At 36.4% G+C, this 16,779-nt stretch carries 15 protein-coding genes; 9 read left to right on the top strand and 6 right to left on the bottom strand.

The genetic code is table 11. The annotated features are described in order from the left end of the window. Positions 1 to 37: 37 nt before the first annotated feature. From fliG to ACE1OF_RS02195, 6 genes are all read right to left on the bottom strand, one after another. Positions 38 to 1,093: a flagellar motor switch protein FliG gene (fliG, locus tag ACE1OF_RS02220; RefSeq protein WP_448892401.1), complete on the bottom strand. Its 1,056-nt coding sequence runs from the start codon at positions 1,091 to 1,093 to the stop codon at positions 38 to 40. Next, on the bottom strand, positions 1,086 to 2,846 hold the full coding sequence (gene fliF / locus ACE1OF_RS02215) for a flagellar basal-body MS-ring/collar protein FliF (RefSeq protein ID WP_448892399.1): 1,761 nt from the start codon (positions 2,844 to 2,846) through the stop codon (positions 1,086 to 1,088). Before fliF ends, fliG begins: the two co-directional genes overlap by 8 nt. Positions 2,847 to 2,996: 150 nt before the next feature. Next, positions 2,997 to 3,359: a flagellar hook-basal body complex protein FliE gene (fliE, locus tag ACE1OF_RS02210; protein WP_448892398.1), complete on the bottom strand. Its 363-nt coding sequence runs from the start codon at positions 3,357 to 3,359 to the stop codon at positions 2,997 to 2,999. A gap of 231 nt (positions 3,360 to 3,590) precedes the next feature. After that, positions 3,591 to 4,931 (bottom strand): sigma-54-dependent transcriptional regulator, encoded by a 1,341-nt coding sequence (locus ACE1OF_RS02205; protein ID WP_448892396.1) that lies wholly within the window; start codon positions 4,929 to 4,931, stop codon positions 3,591 to 3,593. Then, on the bottom strand, positions 4,918 to 6,183 hold the full coding sequence (locus ACE1OF_RS02200) for a sensor histidine kinase (RefSeq protein ID WP_448892394.1): 1,266 nt from the start codon (positions 6,181 to 6,183) through the stop codon (positions 4,918 to 4,920). The genes ACE1OF_RS02205 and ACE1OF_RS02200 overlap by 14 nt, the downstream gene beginning before the upstream one ends. 191 nt (positions 6,184 to 6,374) lie before the next feature. Continuing rightward, positions 6,375 to 7,886 (bottom strand): sigma-54 dependent transcriptional regulator, encoded by a 1,512-nt coding sequence (locus ACE1OF_RS02195; RefSeq protein WP_448892393.1) that lies wholly within the window; start codon positions 7,884 to 7,886, stop codon positions 6,375 to 6,377. A gap of 366 nt (positions 7,887 to 8,252) precedes the next feature. On the opposite strand from ACE1OF_RS02195, the gene ACE1OF_RS02190 reads away from it, so the two are divergent. The 9 genes from ACE1OF_RS02190 (at position 8,253) to pseG (ending at position 16,758) form a co-directional block, all read left to right on the top strand. After that, complete coding sequence (locus ACE1OF_RS02190) at positions 8,253 to 8,543, top strand: hypothetical protein (RefSeq protein WP_448892392.1); 291 nt, start codon at positions 8,253 to 8,255, stop codon at positions 8,541 to 8,543. A gap of 111 nt (positions 8,544 to 8,654) precedes the next feature. Further along, the gene (gene fliS, locus ACE1OF_RS02185) at positions 8,655 to 9,053 is read left to right on the top strand and encodes a flagellar export chaperone FliS (protein WP_448892390.1); all 399 of its coding nucleotides are present in this window, start codon (positions 8,655 to 8,657) and stop codon (positions 9,051 to 9,053) included. Beyond that, the gene (locus ACE1OF_RS02180) at positions 9,053 to 9,433 is read left to right on the top strand and encodes a hypothetical protein (RefSeq protein WP_448892389.1); all 381 of its coding nucleotides are present in this window, start codon (positions 9,053 to 9,055) and stop codon (positions 9,431 to 9,433) included. The genes fliS and ACE1OF_RS02180 overlap by 1 nt, the downstream gene beginning before the upstream one ends. Positions 9,434 to 9,739: 306 nt before the next feature. Next, on the top strand, positions 9,740 to 10,741 hold the full coding sequence (pseB, locus tag ACE1OF_RS02175) for a UDP-N-acetylglucosamine 4,6-dehydratase (inverting) (protein WP_448892387.1): 1,002 nt from the start codon (positions 9,740 to 9,742) through the stop codon (positions 10,739 to 10,741). Positions 10,742 to 10,749: 8 nt separating this feature from the next. Continuing rightward, a complete protein-coding gene (pseC, locus tag ACE1OF_RS02170; protein WP_448892601.1) occupies positions 10,750 to 11,937 on the top strand; it encodes a UDP-4-amino-4,6-dideoxy-N-acetyl-beta-L-altrosamine transaminase in 1,188 nt (395 codons plus the stop codon). Positions 11,938 to 11,939: 2 nt separating this feature from the next. Continuing rightward, positions 11,940 to 12,839, top strand: a complete 900-nt coding sequence (locus ACE1OF_RS02165; RefSeq protein ID WP_448892386.1) for an aldo/keto reductase — start codon at positions 11,940 to 11,942, stop codon at positions 12,837 to 12,839. Between the two features lie 45 nt (positions 12,840 to 12,884). Continuing rightward, on the top strand, positions 12,885 to 13,709 hold the full coding sequence (locus tag ACE1OF_RS02160) for a cytidylyltransferase domain-containing protein (protein ID WP_448892384.1): 825 nt from the start codon (positions 12,885 to 12,887) through the stop codon (positions 13,707 to 13,709). After that, a complete protein-coding gene (locus tag ACE1OF_RS02155; protein ID WP_448892383.1) occupies positions 13,706 to 14,995 on the top strand; it encodes an aminotransferase class III-fold pyridoxal phosphate-dependent enzyme in 1,290 nt (429 codons plus the stop codon). The genes ACE1OF_RS02160 and ACE1OF_RS02155 overlap by 4 nt, the downstream gene beginning before the upstream one ends. 74 nt (positions 14,996 to 15,069) lie before the next feature. Further along, positions 15,070 to 16,758: a UDP-2,4-diacetamido-2,4,6-trideoxy-beta-L-altropyranose hydrolase gene (gene pseG / locus ACE1OF_RS02150; protein ID WP_448892382.1), complete on the top strand. Its 1,689-nt coding sequence runs from the start codon at positions 15,070 to 15,072 to the stop codon at positions 16,756 to 16,758. Positions 16,759 to 16,779 lie beyond the last annotated feature (21 nt).

Raw genomic sequence — 16,779 nt, 5'->3', positions numbered from 1 at the left:
ACCTTGCTTAACCCGTTTGCTTAAATGTTATGACAAATTATAAGAACTCATCGCCACCGCCACCGCCAAGCATAATTTCACCCGCGTCAGATAATCGACGGGCAACGGCAAGAATTTCTTTTTGTGCGGTTTCTACTTCACTCACTCGCACAGGCCCCATGGCTTCAAGATCATCTATCAACATATCTGCTGCACGTTTAGACATATTACTTAAGAATTTATCTTTAAGTGCTTCGTCAGCCCCTTTTATTGCTTTCATTAGTGCGTCTTGTTCAACTTCGCGCAGAATCGATTGCATACCACGGTCATCAACATCAACTAAGTTTTCAAACACAAACATTAAGTCTTGAATTTGCTGACTCATTTCCTCATCACTTTCACGCATAGAGTCCATCAATATACCTTCAACATTAGTATCAAAGTAGTTCATGATGTCGGCAGCAGCTTTCAAGCCCCCCATTTTAGCTGCTTGAGCTCCAGCTTGTCCTGCAAATTGTTTTTCCATTATTTCATTTAATTCTTGCAATGCGGCTGGTTGTACTTCTTCTAAGTTTGCAATACGCATCATTAGATCTAAACGCGTTTTGTCCGTAAATTGGCTCATGATTTCAGCCGATTGTTCTGGTGCTAAATAAGAAAGAACGATAGTTTGAATTTGTGGATGCTCATTTCGAATAATATTGGCAACTTGTTTAGAGTCCATCCACTTCAACGAGTCTAATCCTTTTGAAGCGCCCCCCATTACAATTTGGTCGATTAAATTGCCAGCTTTATCTTCACCTAAAGCAGCGGTTAAGGCTTTACGAACAAAATCTTCACTTTGAAAACCAATAGTTGAGAAATTTTGTATCTCATGGATAAATAATTTATGAACAGCGGTAATTTTTTCTTGAGTAAAATCTTCCATCGCTGCCATTACAGTACCGACTTGCTGTACTTGTTTTGGTTCTAAGTGTTTTAATATTTGTGCGGCATCTTCTTCAGATAAACTTAACAGTAGAATAGCGGCCTTTTCTGCCCCTTCTAGTTTGTTAACATCAAAGCCTGCTGACGTTGCGGCAAGTTCTCCGCTTACTTGTGTTTCATCACTCATCTTCGTTCAACCAACTTTTAACTACTTGCGACGATAATTCTGGTTCATTTGCGACTAACGCGCGAACCGCTTTTAATATATCTTCATCTCGGTGAAGATCAGGTAATTGTAAACTACCATCAGGTGCAAAACCTACATTGCCTGCATCAAATTCTGACGTTAACATATCCATCGTTTCATCGCCCAAATCTATATGACTATCAAGTGATTTATCACCGTAATCTTGTGGCGTACTATCTGGATAGATTAAACGTTTTAACATAGGACGAACTACAGCCATAATTAATACAATAATAACTAATGCCGCCATAACAAGCTTTAACATCTTTAAGAACCATAGTTGTTCCCATATTGGTACCGTATCATCTATACCAAGATCCGCACGATTAAAAGGTATTGTAATAACTTCTAATACATCGCCTCGCTGTAAATCAAAACCAATACTACCTTGTAGTAAACGACGAATAGAAGCTATTTCAGCAACACTTCTAGGCTCTTTAGCTGCCATTGCCGTTTGAGTTTCTTCTGTTGACTCAGCGTCAGATGGGGTCACAGGTGTTGGCGCTGCACCATCAACATAGTCAAGCGCCACAGAAACACTAATTCTTCGAATAACGCCTGCTTGCTGCTTGGTATGACTAATTGCTTCATCAAGTTCATAGTTTTTAGTTGATTCGCTATGCTTTCTACTGGGTATGGCCTTTTGTTGTTGTCCTAATGCATCTTCTGGAATGCTAGACTCAAGCGGTGGTTGATTAGTTAATGCACCTGGAATACCGCCTAACGCACCACCAATGCTACTATTTTCTACTTTCATTTCACTGCGTAGTGCAGGTAAATCTGAATTATAACGACGCGCTGTTTCTTCTACATTGGTAAAATCCATCGTTACATCAACTTGTGCTGTGTAATTTCCTAAACCAACAACAGGAATAAGAATATTATCAATTTTATCCATGTATTCTTGTTCACGCTTTTGTTCAATATCAAGCTCATTACGTGAACGGGCAGAAATTGAGTTTTGGCTGCCTGAGTTCAATAGTCGCCCATTTTGATCAGTAACTGTGACACGATTTGGACTCATTCCTTGTACAGCAGATGCAACGATATCAACAACAGCATCCACCTCTTCAGCAGAAAGTAATCGTCCACGTTGCAGAGTCAGCACTATAGTTGCTGAAGGATTTTTTTCTCTACGAGCAAAAATATTTTCTGGAGGAATGGCAAGTAAAACCTTAGCGCGTGAAATGCTTTGTAATTGCTCAATAGTTTTTGCAATACGTTGTTCTCTGCCATATTTTAAGCGTTCACGCTCTACACGCTGACTTACACCAAAGCCCATGTCTTTCATGACCATGTCTTCACCTTGCGAAGGCTCAGTTGATAACCCTTCACGTGCTAACAATAACTTTATTGTTTGATATTCGTCAACAGGGACAGACAAGGTGTTATTTTCTTGACGGTAATCCACTTTGTTTGCGTCAAGAAAATCCATTGTTTTAATCAGTTGTTCGGTAGGCTGTTTAGCTAAAAATCGATATTCTGGTTCATTAGCAAGAATAATAACGAAGATAGCAATAGCCAAACAAATTGACAAAGCCACAACTAAGGTTATTTGGCGTAAGGTCTCTGCATTACCTAAAGCAGCAGCAAAGCCTGACTTTTTTTCTTCTATAGCATTATCGTCATCAGAGTCACTGGCAATCATTGAATTACCACCATCTGCTGCTACCATTGAATTTGTATCTGCCACTGAACTTCTCCGCTTACAACTTAATGTGTCTTTTAATTAACAACGCACGTTTAGATAAGAATAAATCATTTTAACAAGACGCTTATCGAGGAATAACATGCCCATCACAATAAAAGGCAACGATGTTAAAATAAATTTAGGTTATATAAACTAGACAGGCATACTCATTATTTCTTTATATGCTTCAACAAATTTATTACGCACTTGCACTGTTGCATCTAAGGCAACACCCGACTTAGATGATGCAATCATTACTTCGCCTAACGTTACATTAGGATCACCCATTTCAAATGCTGTTTTTTTAGCACCTGTATCTTGTTGAAGTTCATTAACCGTTTTTAATGCATCCGTTAATAAATTGCCAAAATTACTACTAGATGAGTTAGTGCTATTAATGGCATTAACACCTGACATTCCCTGCATATCACCACCTACGGCAGGTAATTTATTACCTGATGCTTGTAATGACATACTCTGCATTTGGGCAAATAATGAATTTGTTTTGATATCCATAGTCTTCTCACTCGTGTCAATTTTTTGCTATTAAGCAATGAAAAATATCTCTATTTATTGATACTGCAAGCATGGTGCCAAGAAAGTTTAGAATAGTGGAAGTGTCGAGTAATGAGGTCTCGGGTAAGAAAAAATTAGAATTACAAAGAAAAAGAAAAATTAGTGAACGGAATCTAATCACACTAACAAACGGTATGAATAGATTGTCGCCCACCTTTAGGTTGTGTACTTCTAGGCTGGTATTTTAATGCCTGAATCACGCATTCTTGCAATTTTATACCGTAATGTACGTGGACTAATACCTAAACGTTCAGCCACTGCTTTTCTACTACCATGGCACGCTTGTAACGTATCAAGTATTATTTGATGTTCTTGCAGTTTTAACTCACTGCCTAATTTATCGTCTGGGGTAGCAACTTTCTCAGTGTCATTCACCTTAGCCGTTTCAAAATTTTCAATCATCAAATCAGCCGCATCAATAACTTGATTCGTATGCAGTATCAAAGCTCTCTGAATCACATTATCTAGTTCACGAACATTACCTGGCCAGTGGTATGCGTTAAGTTTACTACGTGCTGCGGGATTAAAGGTTGCAACTTGGTCACCATTTTTTTGACAATAACTCGCCACCATGTGTTGTGCTAATGGCAAAATATCATCAGGGCGTTCAGCTAAAGGGAGCCAAGTTAATGGAAACACATTTAAGCGATAATAAAGATCTTCCCTAAAATCACCTTTGCTCACCGCTTCTTTAAGATTACGGTTGCTGGTTGCAATAACGCGTACATCTAGTTTAATGGTTTTTCGTCCACCTAAACGCTCTACTTCGCGCTCTTGTAATACTCGTAAAATTTTGGCCTGTAACCCCAAATCCATTTCAGTTATTTCATCAAGTAAAATAGTACCTCCTTGTGCTTGTTCAAATTTCCCAGGGCAAGCTTGAATTGCGCCCGTAAATGCGCCTTTTTCATAGCCGAATAGGGTTGCTTCAAGCATATTTTCGGGAATTGCAGCACAGTTAATGGCAATAAAAGGTTGTTGTGCTCTTGGAGAATTATTGTGAACATACTGCGCTAATACTTCTTTACCAGAACCACTCGGGCCAAGCACCATAACAGAGGCTTCAGTTGTTGCAACTTTACGTGCTAAACTCAATAATTCAATGCTGTTTTTATCTGCCACTATCGGCGTATTATTATTAACGTTTGACAGAGGGATATATTGACTAACCGTATTCAACAATACTTCAGGAGAAAAAGGCTTGGCAATATAATTACATGCTCCATCTTGCATAGCCTGTACAGCATCATCAATTGTACCGTAAGCGGTCATCAATAATACGGGTAAATTAGGATAAAGGTTTTTAATGTTTTTTAATAAAGACAGCCCTGACATACCGCCCATTTGCACATCACTCACCACAATATCAACACTGTGGTTTTTTAATAACATTATGGCGTTTTCGCCAGAGTCAGCTTCAACACATTGATAATTTGCCAACGAAAGCGTATCAATTAAGGCCTCTCGTAAACCAGCATCATCTTCAACAACCAGTACTTTATGATGACTCATGTGACTTCTCCTGTTTATTGATGTTGTGGCTTGCATTTGATGGTGTGAAGTTGTCTGATACCAACAGAGGTAATTTTAGGCAAAAATGTGCGCCCTCTCCGGGTTTACTTAAATACTTCACTATACCTTGATGTGCTTCAACAACCGATTTAACAACCGCTAGGCCAAGCCCTGTACCTTTGCTGCTCGAGGTGTAAAAAGGTTCAAATATTTTATCAATGTTTTTGTTTACAATACCTGGACCATTATCTTTAACGCTTATAAAAACGGCATCCGATTGACTATAGACCTGAATATTAATAACCGCGTTAATTAGGTTACTGTCAGTTGCCTGTAAGGCATTATGTAATATATTTTGTAATGCACCTGTTAGCGCATTTTTATTGGCTAGAATATAATGATCTTTATTTGATAAATGTATATTAACACGTGCATTTGCTTTGCTAATTAACGCATCCATTGCTTGAACACTCTCATTAATTAATTCATTCACTGATAATGATCTAACGACTTGCTCATGACCACTTTTAGAGAACAGCAACATATCATTCACTTGCTGCTCTAGATCACGTAACCTTGAACTTAGCTTTTCTTGAAAGTTACTTCGTGCAACGTCAGATAAATTTCTATTTGATAAGTTGGCGCTATATAACATAGCTGCAGACAGTGGCGTACGAATTTGATGTGCTAATGTTGACACCATACGACCCAACGATGAAAGTCGTTGCATTTGACCTACTTTATCTTGTAGTAATCTTGTTTCTGTTAGATCGGTAATCATGATCAATTGGCCTGGTTGCGTACCTAAACTTGCTATTTCTAACTTCACCCGGCGACCATCTTTTAACGAAACTTCATGCCAATCATCTGCTCTGGGTTTAAATGAACGTGCTATCACATCAAACCAAGCTTGCCCTAAAATAGGTTCATCGAGTAAAGCGCTCGCCACTTTATTGATTTTAACAACAACGCCATTACCATCAAGCATAACCAGACCTGTAGGCATCATTTCTATTAGCTGATCAGCCATTTGTGTATCTTTTGCCTGTTGGTTTTGTTCGTGTTGAAGATTAGCATCAAACAACTTTTGCTGTGTTACGTGACTTTTAGACAGCTGCGCACGCAATGACGCCAGCTCACCAGGAAAGGCTTCTTTTTCTAACAATGTATCTTCTGCTAATACATTGTTAGCTAAAGGTAAGTTTACAGGGTTAAAACCATTATTAGCGATAAAGTGCTGTGCAAGTGCCATAAAACCAACATCCAAATAAAATTTAGTTCATGCTGATTAATGCATTTTACATGCCATGGTTTTTATATTTAAATTTCAAATAGTTAAAGCATTTAAAGCAGGGGTTTTGCTGTCAAACTATTGGCATAGAGCCAACAAACCAAGTACTAATTTACTGACTTTCGTTACGTAAACAATAACTTTGCTTAAGTTTATCCAGGTTTTTGTAAGTTATATTTACGCATTTTCTCAACTAACGTGGTTCTACGCATACCAAGTGTTTCTGCAGCCCTAGCAACGACATAGTCATGTTTAGTTAATGATTGAGTAATAAGAGATACTTCTAACTCTGCCAAATACTCTTTCAAATTTAATCCACCTGCGGGTAAAACATTGGCATTATTTGAAGCAGTACTTATTTCATGGTTATTATCGTCGTTTTGAACATCGTCTGTGCTGTCATCATTGTCATCATCATCAAAATCAAAACCACCAAACAATTCATTAATAGCTTCTTTTTCTTGTAACTCTTCTGGGTATTGCGGTGTATATTCTTCTACTTCAATATGCTGATATTTATGCGGTAATTCGGCTACGTCAACAATTTGATCTCCATACATAATTAACATGCGCTCTATTAGGTTAGATAATTCACGAACATTACCTTGCCATGAATGTTCCATCAATGACTCTACTGCTTTATCTGTAAAACGAACGGTTCTCTTTTGTTCGTATTCAAAACGAGAGAGCAGCTCTTTTAATAATAACGGGATATCTTCTTTTCGCTCTCGCAATGCTGGTGTCTCAATCGGAAAAACATTTAGGCGATAAAATAAATCTTCACGAAAATCCCCTGTTTTAATCATATCTTCTAAGTTTTGATGAGTTGCCGCAATAATACGTACATCAGCCTTTAAGCTTTTACTACCACCCACTCGCTCAAAAGTACGCTCTTGTAACACGCGTAACAACTTAACTTGCATGGGCTGTGGCATATCACCAATTTCATCTAAAAATAAAGTGCCGCCCTCTGCTAATTCAAATCGCCCTTTGCGTGCTGAAATAGCACCTGTAAAAGCTCCTTTCTCATGACCAAACAACTCACTTTCAAGTAATTCTGCGGGAATAGCACCACAATTAACAGGCACAAAAGCACATTCTGCACGATCAGATAAGTTATGAATATTTCGGGCAACCACTTCTTTACCTGTGCCCGATTCACCAAGCACTAACACACTGGCAGGATTTTTTGCTACTTGCTCAATTAAAAAGCGCACATCATTCATTAATTTACTTGTACCCACTAACGAACGAAATAATGTACTAGAATTAAGATATTGCCCAGTACGAGGCAACTTATTGTGATATTGATGACAATGGTGAATAAGTTCTGTTAACTGCGCATAATTCAAAGGCGTAGTTAAACTCCCAATAACATTAACATATCCATCTAAAATGTTAGCATCTGCTACGTCATGCAAAAGAAAAGGAATTTTTGGGTATTTTTCAACTAACGCGACGGTTTCAGGTGATAGAATTCCTGAAAGAATAATAGTTAGTATATGCTCACTTTCATTTATACTACTTGCTGCTTGCGTTTGTGAAGATTGTAAAAAATATTCACCAATAAATGACAACACTGTTGCCATTTGATGAGATCTACTTGCATCATCATCAATAATAAGTGTTTTTTTATGTCCTTGAAGATGCGAGGTTGATTTCATAAGCAACTGTTAATTATATACATTAGGTTAACGCTGTTAATTATTCTAACAATTAGTTAGAAATAGGCAACAAGAAATTGACACTACATCGTCATTTTTTTGGCTACTATAAAAATATAAAGTAAAAATATAAAGAAAAAAGAATCTCTGTCGATATAGGTATTACATAAAATGAATTACCTATTTAGCAGCACAGTTATAATGTTTAGTGTACAAAGCAATTTATGCTGCCTTACTAAATACAAATAAAGCGGCACTTAGCCAAAAAGTGACAAATTAAAGTGATGATAAAATATATATGTCAAAAAATAATGGCACATTTTATGTATATTACATTATAAATCTACCAACTAAACGGGGAAAAAAATGCTAATATTAAATGGCAGCGCCGAATACATGCTAACTGAAGGCGAACAAGTAAAAGGTAATAGACACGGCTTTAATATGTTTGTAAAGCACGATGATTTAAACGAACAACTAGCCGACATAGAAAAATATCTGGTTGATAGAGGTTGGGATAATATTGAAATCACCGATAATGGTCTTATAGAGAATATTGAAGGTATAAATCATGCTGTGCTTATTGAAGCTTTCAAAAAAGCACAAAGCGAAGGGCTTTCAGTAGTCATAAACAACAATGCAATGGACAATAACTAGTTTTTATGAGCGCTAAAATGTATGAACCATGTGAAAAATCTTGGTTAAAATGACAAAAACATACATTGACTTTATAACACATTGTCCGTGTTATTATTTTTGGAGGGTGTAATGGCTCATTTATCGTTAAAAAAGTATCAACAAACAACGCTGAGTAATGCTGGAGAAGCTTCTCCTTATCAATTAGTTGCTCTATTATTTCAAAAATTATTAGATAATATTGCAACGGCAAAAGGCGCTATTGTTCAAAAAGATTATGCCAAAAAAGGGGCTCAATTATCAAATGCAATTGCTATTGTGGGTGTATTAGAAGCCTCTTTAGATCATGAAAAAGGCGGAGAGATTTCAGATAACCTATCGGCATTATATAGTTTTTGCTCTCAAAAATTGTTCGAGGCAAATGCCAATAATGACATAGACTTGCTTAATGAAATTGCACTTATCATTATTCCAATCAAATCAGGCTGGGATTCAATTCCACCAGCCGAGCAAGGCAAGGTAAGCTTTTAGTGCCCAGTAAACTCACCAAAAATCTTGAAGCCATTATCAAAGTATCGCGGCAGTTACTGTCGCAACTTGATATAAAAATGGCAAACGCTATTGCGACTAACAATGAAAATGTGTACAACAATAATTTGTCCATTAATACAGAACAACTCAATGATGAACAATTACTTAGCTTGTCAAATGTTCGTCACTCTCTGATCAGCCAGTTATTTGAAACCTATTCACAAAAACAACTCAGTGTTGAGTTAACTATGGTTAATGAAATAGTTACCTTAGATGAGCAACTTTCTTTATTATCAAAAAATAATAAGCAAGTATTGGCTCAACAAATGAGTAAGTTAAAAAATAGTAATAAAGTTAGAGACCTTTATAAAAAATATTAGGTCGATGCATCTAAGCCTTTTAATTCTCGCTGAGTGGGAAAGAACTTAATCAACTTGGTATTACCTTCCTAATTATTTTTCATATACTTACAATGTAATCCATAAAAGCTATATTCACTTAAAAAGTTAATTGGTATATTATATGCCTATTCTATAGGTCAATTTTAGTATGTTTAAAAATACAGTTAAGCAAAACTATATAACTAAAATAATGGCTGATAATAAAAACATTTAAACTAAATTAATTATTTCAAAAAACGATGTAGTAAATACACTATAAAATAACCCTGAAAGGTATCTAAAGTAATGTTCAACAATAAAAACATTCTCATCACTGGTGGCACGGGGTCTTTTGGACAAAAGTATGTCAAAACACTGCTTGAGCGTTATTCTCCTAAAAAAATAATTATTTACTCACGTGATGAATTAAAACAATTTGAAATGCAACAGGATTTTAATCTACCTTGTATGCGTTATTTTATTGGCGATGTACGAGACAAAGAACGTTTAACTCAAGCAATGAATGGCGTAGATTACATCATTCATGCCGCTGCGTTAAAACAAGTACCCGCTGCTGAGTACAACCCAACAGAATGCATTAAAACCAATATTAAAGGTGCTGAAAATGTTATTGCTGCCGCACTTGCTAATAACGTTGAGAAGGTTATTGCGCTTTCTACCGATAAAGCAGCAAACCCAGTAAACCTTTATGGTGCAACCAAGCTGGTATCTGACAAATTATTTGTGGCTGCCAATAATATGTCAGGCGGCCATCGTACATTATTTTCAGTTGTTCGTTATGGCAATGTTGTTGGTTCAAGAGGCTCGGTTGTCCCTTTTTTCAAAAAAATACTCAATGACGGTGCAACTGAAATCCCCGTTACTCATGAAGACATGACACGGTTTTGGATTACCTTACAAGACGGGGTTAATTTTGTTTTAAAAAACTTTGAACGCATGCTTGGTGGTGAAATATTCGTTCCTAAAATCCCTTCAATGCGTATTGTTGATTTAGCCAAAGCTATGGCACCAGATCTTCCAATTAAAATTATCGGTATTAGGCCAGGTGAAAAATTGCACGAAATAATGTGCCCCTCTGACGATTCGTACCACACATTTGAATATGATGATCATTTTGTTATAGCGCCCGCTATAATTTTTTCAAGTAGAAGTAACGACTTTACAATTAATGGACTTAATGAAACAGGAAAACAAGTAGCGCATGGTTATGAGTATAACTCGTTAAATAATGAATGTTTTTTGTCTATACAAGAGCTACTTAATTTTAACAAAATCGCTGAACAATAATGACTTCAATGATCCCTTATGGTAGACAAGATATTAATCAAGATGATATTGATGCCGTTGTGGAGGTTTTACAGTCAAATTTTTTAACGCAAGGTTCTAAAGTTCCTTTATTCGAACAGGCAATTAATCATTGCTGCCAAGCCAAATATGGGGTTGCGGTCAACAGTGCTACATCGGCATTACATATTGCCAACTTAGCCTTAGGGGTAGGTAAACAAGACACAGTATGGACAAGCCCTATTACTTTTGTTGCTACAGCAAACAGCGCTCTTTATTGTGGCGCTAACATTGATTTTGTTGATATTAATTCATCTACAGGAAATATGTGTGTAAACGCCCTAGAAAAAAAACTCATTTTAGCCAAAAAAAATAATTGTTTACCTAAAGTCGTTATTCCTGTTCACTTGGCAGGTCAGTCATGTGACATGGCTGAAATTCATGCTTTATCAATCAAATATCAGTTCAAAATAATTGAAGATGCCTCTCATGCAATTGGAGCGAAATATCAAGGCGCGCCTGTGGGTTGTTGCCAATACTCTGACATTACTATTTTTAGCTTTCACCCAGTAAAAATAATTACTACCGCTGAAGGTGGTATAGCTGTCACCAATAACCAAAATTTAGCTAAAACAATGCAGCAGTTGCGTAGTCATGGCATAGTTTCCGATCAAGAAAATATGACTGAAAAGTCTCACGGCCCTTGGTACTACCAACAGATTGAATTAGGTTTTAATTACCGCATGACAGAATTACAAGCAGCATTAGGGCTTAGTCAAATTACCCGATTAGAAACGTTTGTAACTAAAAGAAATGCGCTAGCACACATATATGACCAAGCCTTTGAAAATAGTTCATTAACCTGTTTAACGCCTCCCAGCAGTGTTTATTCAAGCTATCATTTATATATTGTATTACTAGCAGAGCAGCATAAAAATTCACATAAAAATATTATAAGCAACTTAAGAGCACAAAATATTTACGCGCATGTGCATTACATTCCCATTCATTTACAGCCATATTATCAAAATTTAGGATTTAAAAATCACGATTTTCCTATGGCAGAAAACTATTATCAACGGGCAATATCATTACCGTTATATCCAAATTTAAGCGCAAAAGAACAACAATATATTATTAAAACCTTATTATCTGAGATTAATGTATTAAATGATAAGCAGACGTTAACAGGTGAATAATAATGAAGTTGGCTTTAGGCACAGTACAATTTGGTTTAAATTACGGTATCAGTAATCAACAAGGTCAAGTCTCTAAAAGCCAAGTTAAAGATATTTTAACGCAAGCCACTGCTTTAGGTATTGATACCTTAGACTGCGCTGGTGCTTATGGTAACAGTGAACAAATACTAGGTGAACTTCAGGCAAATGAACATTTTTCTTTGATTAGTAAAATTTCTGCTTTAAGCAAAGACCAAGACTCAATTATTCCTTTTTTTGAACAAAGTTTAGCTAATTTACAATGTAATAGCATAGATACCTTATTATTTCATCAGGTAGACAATTTACTTACTCACAATAAAAGTAAGCATTTTTTTTCTCAGTTATTATCATTAAAAGCGCAACACTTGGTCAACAATATAGGCGTGTCCCTCTATAATCCAGAGCAATTAATCGCTATTACAAAAGCTTATGATATTGATAAAGTTCAAGTGCCTATTAATATTTTTGACCAACGATTTATCACCACCGATATTTTGCAGCTTTGTACGAATAAAAAAATAAAAATCCATGCGCGTTCTCTATTTTTACAAGGGTTACTTTTTATTGAACAAGCACACTTACCCTCCTACTTTGCCCCCTATAAAGAAAAATTGCACGCGTTTAGTGATTTAGCCCAGCATCTATCATGCTCTAAACTGGTTTTAGCCTTAGCATTATTGGCACAAGAGTTGCCTCATATAATAAAAACAGATAGCCCTATTATTGAAAAAATAGTCGTTGGCGTGTGCAATGTTCAACAGTTAACAGAAATAGTGAATGCTTATCAACAAGCAAAAGAATTAACGGTAACACGTAATGAGTTATCTTCATTGGCTGATTCGCGCCTTGGTTTTATTAATCCAAGCTTATGGTCAGTTTAATACCCCAACAATAAAAATAGGCATGAACATAGGTTAAGTTAAATAATGATTGATATTTTAATTATTTTACAAGCACGGGTATCTTCATCAAGACTCCCAGGAAAAGTATTAAAAAAGATACTAGGTAAACCTATGCTTGAGCATCAAATACAGCGATTAGCGCAAGTTCAAACGCCTCATCAATTAATTGTTGCAACAAGTGTCGAGAAAGATGACGAGGCTATTGCCTTGCTATGCAAACAACTTAACGTTGCTTGTTATCGAGGTTCGCTCAATGATGTTTTGGCTAGATATTACTTCGCGGCTATGGATGCTAATACTAAAACACAAGGTAAAATTAAACACATTGTAAGAGTCACTGGCGACTGTCCGCTGATTGACGCTAATATCATCGACAACGTCATTTCTCTTTATTTAAAAGAGCAAGTCGATTATTGCTCAAACTGCTCGCCAGCAACATTACCAGACGGGTTAGATGTAGAAGTTTTCAGCTTATCGGCTCTAGAAATTGCACATCATAATGCAAGAAAACCATCAGAACGTGAACATGTAACTCCATATATTCGCAATAACGTGCACTCATTTACTCAAGCAAACTATATTCACCAACCAGACCTATCTCATTACCGTTGGACGGTAGATGAGCCAAAAGACTTCAGTTTTGTCACTAAAATATATCAAGCATTATATCCAAGTAATTCAAACTTTACACTAACCGACATATTAGCCTTAATAACAAAACAGCCTGAATTATCAGAAATAAATCAACACATTATGCGTAACGAAGGATTTAAAAAATCAGAGTTGGCAGATCAAAAAATAGATAATCAAGCACCCCATAACCAAAGCCATGTAGGAAAAACACTATGACACGTTCTTATCATCAATCATCACAATGGCTTAAACGTGCTGAAAAAACAATACCTTTAGGCTCCCAAACCTTTAGTAAAAGCCGTATTGCTTACCCCAAACATGTTTCTCCTTTATTTATTAAACGCGGACAAGGTTGCCAAGTATGGGATGCTGACGACAATCAATATACTGATTTTGTTAGTGGGTTATTATCGGTTTCTTTAGGTTATTGTAATCCAGCAGTAGATAAAGCTGTGATTGAACAAATAAAGTCAGGTGTTACCTTTTCTCTACCACACAAACTAGAAATGGACGTAGCAGAAAAGCTTGTTGAATTAATCCCTTGTGCCGACATGGTTCGCTTTGGTAAAAATGGCAGTGATGCCACTTCAGCCGCTATTCGCCTTGCCCGTGCCTACACTAAAAAAGAACATGTGGCTGTATGCGGATATCACGGCTGGCAAGATTGGTATATTGGCTCAACCACTCGAGACTTAGGTGTTCCAGAAAGTACTAAGTCATTAACCCATACATTTAAATACAATGACATTGCCTCATTAAAGCAAATATTTGAACAACAACGTAATAAAGTTGCGGCCGTTATTCTAGAACCCATGAATATTAATTTTCCCGAACATAATTTTTTACTTGAAGTTCAAACCCTCTGCAAAAAAAATGGTGCTGTATTAATTTTTGATGAAACGATAACAGGCTTTCGTTACCACTTAGGTGGTGCACAAAAATTATTTGGTGTTACACCTGATTTAGCCACGTTTGGTAAAGGTATGGCAAATGGTTACCCCATATCCGCAGTTGTTGGGCGCAAAGATATTATGATGCTAATGGAAGATATATTCTTTTCTGGCACCTTTGCAGGTGAAACCTTATCTCTTGCCGCTGCCAAAGCAACCATTGAATTTATGGAACAAAATGATGTTGTTGCCCACTTGTCCGCCATGGGAGAAAAACTGCAAACGGGTTTAGCAGAACAAATAAGCACCTTAAATGCTAATTCATGGTTAAGTTTGTCTGGCCATGCAGCTTGGTCATTCTTAAATATTGGTGCACAAGGTGATTATAGCGCCATACAGTTAAAGTCATTATTTTTACAAGAAATGGCAGCAAGAGGGTTTTTAATCGGTGGTGGGCATAATTTAAGCTATGCACATAAATCAACGGATATTGATGCATTATTATCAGCTTATGGAGAAGTCCTCCCCTTGTTAGCTAACACCATTAACAACAAAAATTTTGATTCTATTTTTAAAGGCGAATTATTAGAGCCTGTATTTAAGGTACGTTAATTATTACTTCTGTTAATCTGCTGAGAGTTAAAAATTAAAATGAAAAAATCCACAAACAAAGTAAAAGTTAATTTATGCATATCGCCTTTCGTGTAGATAGCTCTACGATTATTGGTTATGGTCATGTGATGAGGTGCTTAACCTTAGCGCATGCTTTTGCGCAAGCACATTCCAAACAGCAAAGCTCGTTATCATCTAAAGTAAAGCCGAGAAATGATGAACACCTGCTAATCACTTTTCTATGTCGCGATCACGAAGGAAACATCAATCACCTAATATCTGAAACTAATTTTAAATTATTTATTTTACCAATGCTTGAACAAGCGTTGGTTACTGAACAAACGAATACATGGTTAGGTGCTAGCTTTGAACAAGACGCTCAGGGGTGTATTGAACACCTCAGGGATTTACCGAACATAGATCTACTCGTTATTGATCACTACGCCATAGATCATCAATGGCAACAATTATTAAAACCTTATTATCAAAAACTCCTCGTTATCGATGATCTAGCTAACCGTAAACATGTCTGTGACTTTTTACTTGATCAAACATTTAATATTAATCATCAAGCTTATACCCTATTAGTCCCTGCAAACTGCCATTTATTTCTAGGGGAGAAGTATATTCTACTCAGAGAAGAATTCGCCATATTACAATCAAAAGCACTACAACAGCGACAAGCATATATAAATACATTAGCCAACAATAAAACCAACATTCTTGTTTCTATGGGTGGCACAGATCCTAATAATTTATCTCAATTAGCACTTCTTGCCATTGAACAAATAAAAGTAATATCTCCAAATATTTCCGCAACGCTTGTTATTTCTGGTCAATCCAAACATTTACCATTGCTAACGACCTTTTGTCGTCAACGTCCTTGGATAAATATAATTGTCAACAGCCAAAACATGGCTGATTTAATGTTAGTTGCAGATATAGCAATTGGTGCTTGTGGCGGCACGGCGTGGGAGCGTTGCTGTTTAGGCTTACCTTGTTTAACAACAATAAATGCTCACAACCAGCAAGTTATTGCGAATAATTTATCAAAGGCTAACGCAATAATTAACTTAGGTTGGCATGAAAAGATTACCATTGATGTTATAAACACAGCGCTTCATGCTTTACTTAACGATAAAAAACTTTATAAAAAAATGTCAGATGCTTGTATTAACGTGTGTGATGCTAAAGGAGCAAATCGTATCGCTAATAAAATAGTAGCAGATCTTTTAACAACGTCCCGCCTCAACACTGCACTTATAACATTTAGAATAGCGACAAGTAACGACTGCCAATTAATCTATAATTGGCAGTCAAACAAAGAGATAAGAAAATATTTTATTAACCCAAACACACCGACATGGGAAGAACATAGTCAGTGGTATAAAGCTTGTATGCTTGACTCAAATAGAAAGTTATATTTACTTGATAATAATATTGGTCAAACAGTCGGTTTATTACGACTCGATAAAATGAACAAAACTAACGACGGTGTAGATACATACGAAATATCTATTCTCATAGCGCCTAAAAGTCAGGGGTTTGGGTATGCCGTAAACGCATTAAAACAGCTAAGCACCTTAAAAAAATCGGCACTTTATTTAGCTACGGTAGCAACTGAAAATTTTCCATCTCATAAAGTTTTTTCACTCGCAGGTTTTCATAAAACATCAGCGACTACTTACCAATTAAACGTGCAAAATTTTCAATCCTTTCCTGTTCAGGCAACATCAACTAATACCTGTATAAAGCATGAGTAAAAACATTCTGTGAGAAATTAA

This window comes from Colwellia sp. E150_009, assembly GCF_053543955.1.
The sequence above is the reverse complement of the archived record's forward strand: the minus strand, read 5'-3'. Positions and strand labels throughout refer to the sequence as shown.

Bases quoted from the DNA above. Each gene is read 5' to 3' on its own strand.
- fliG (WP_448892401.1), bottom strand. From the start codon at position 1,093: ATGAGTGATGAAACACAAGTAAGCGGAGAACTTGCCGCAACGTCAGCA.
- fliE (WP_448892398.1), bottom strand. From the start codon at position 3,359: ATGGATATCAAAACAAATTCATTATTTGCCCAAATGCAGAGTATGTCA.
- ACE1OF_RS02205 (WP_448892396.1), bottom strand. From the start codon at position 4,931: ATGAGTCATCATAAAGTACTGGTTGTTGAAGATGATGCTGGTTTACGA.
- ACE1OF_RS02200 (WP_448892394.1), bottom strand. From the start codon at position 6,183: ATGGCACTTGCACAGCACTTTATCGCTAATAATGGTTTTAACCCTGTA.
- ACE1OF_RS02195 (WP_448892393.1), bottom strand. From the start codon at position 7,886: ATGAAATCAACCTCGCATCTTCAAGGACATAAAAAAACACTTATTATT.
- ACE1OF_RS02190 (WP_448892392.1), top strand. From the start codon at position 8,253: ATGCTAATATTAAATGGCAGCGCCGAATACATGCTAACTGAAGGCGAA.
- fliS (WP_448892390.1), top strand. From the start codon at position 8,655: ATGGCTCATTTATCGTTAAAAAAGTATCAACAAACAACGCTGAGTAAT.
- pseB (WP_448892387.1), top strand. From the start codon at position 9,740: ATGTTCAACAATAAAAACATTCTCATCACTGGTGGCACGGGGTCTTTT.
- pseC (WP_448892601.1), top strand. From the start codon at position 10,750: ATGATCCCTTATGGTAGACAAGATATTAATCAAGATGATATTGATGCC.
- ACE1OF_RS02165 (WP_448892386.1), top strand. From the start codon at position 11,940: ATGAAGTTGGCTTTAGGCACAGTACAATTTGGTTTAAATTACGGTATC.
- ACE1OF_RS02160 (WP_448892384.1), top strand. From the start codon at position 12,885: ATGATTGATATTTTAATTATTTTACAAGCACGGGTATCTTCATCAAGA.
- ACE1OF_RS02155 (WP_448892383.1), top strand. From the start codon at position 13,706: ATGACACGTTCTTATCATCAATCATCACAATGGCTTAAACGTGCTGAA.
- pseG (WP_448892382.1), top strand. From the start codon at position 15,070: ATGCATATCGCCTTTCGTGTAGATAGCTCTACGATTATTGGTTATGGT.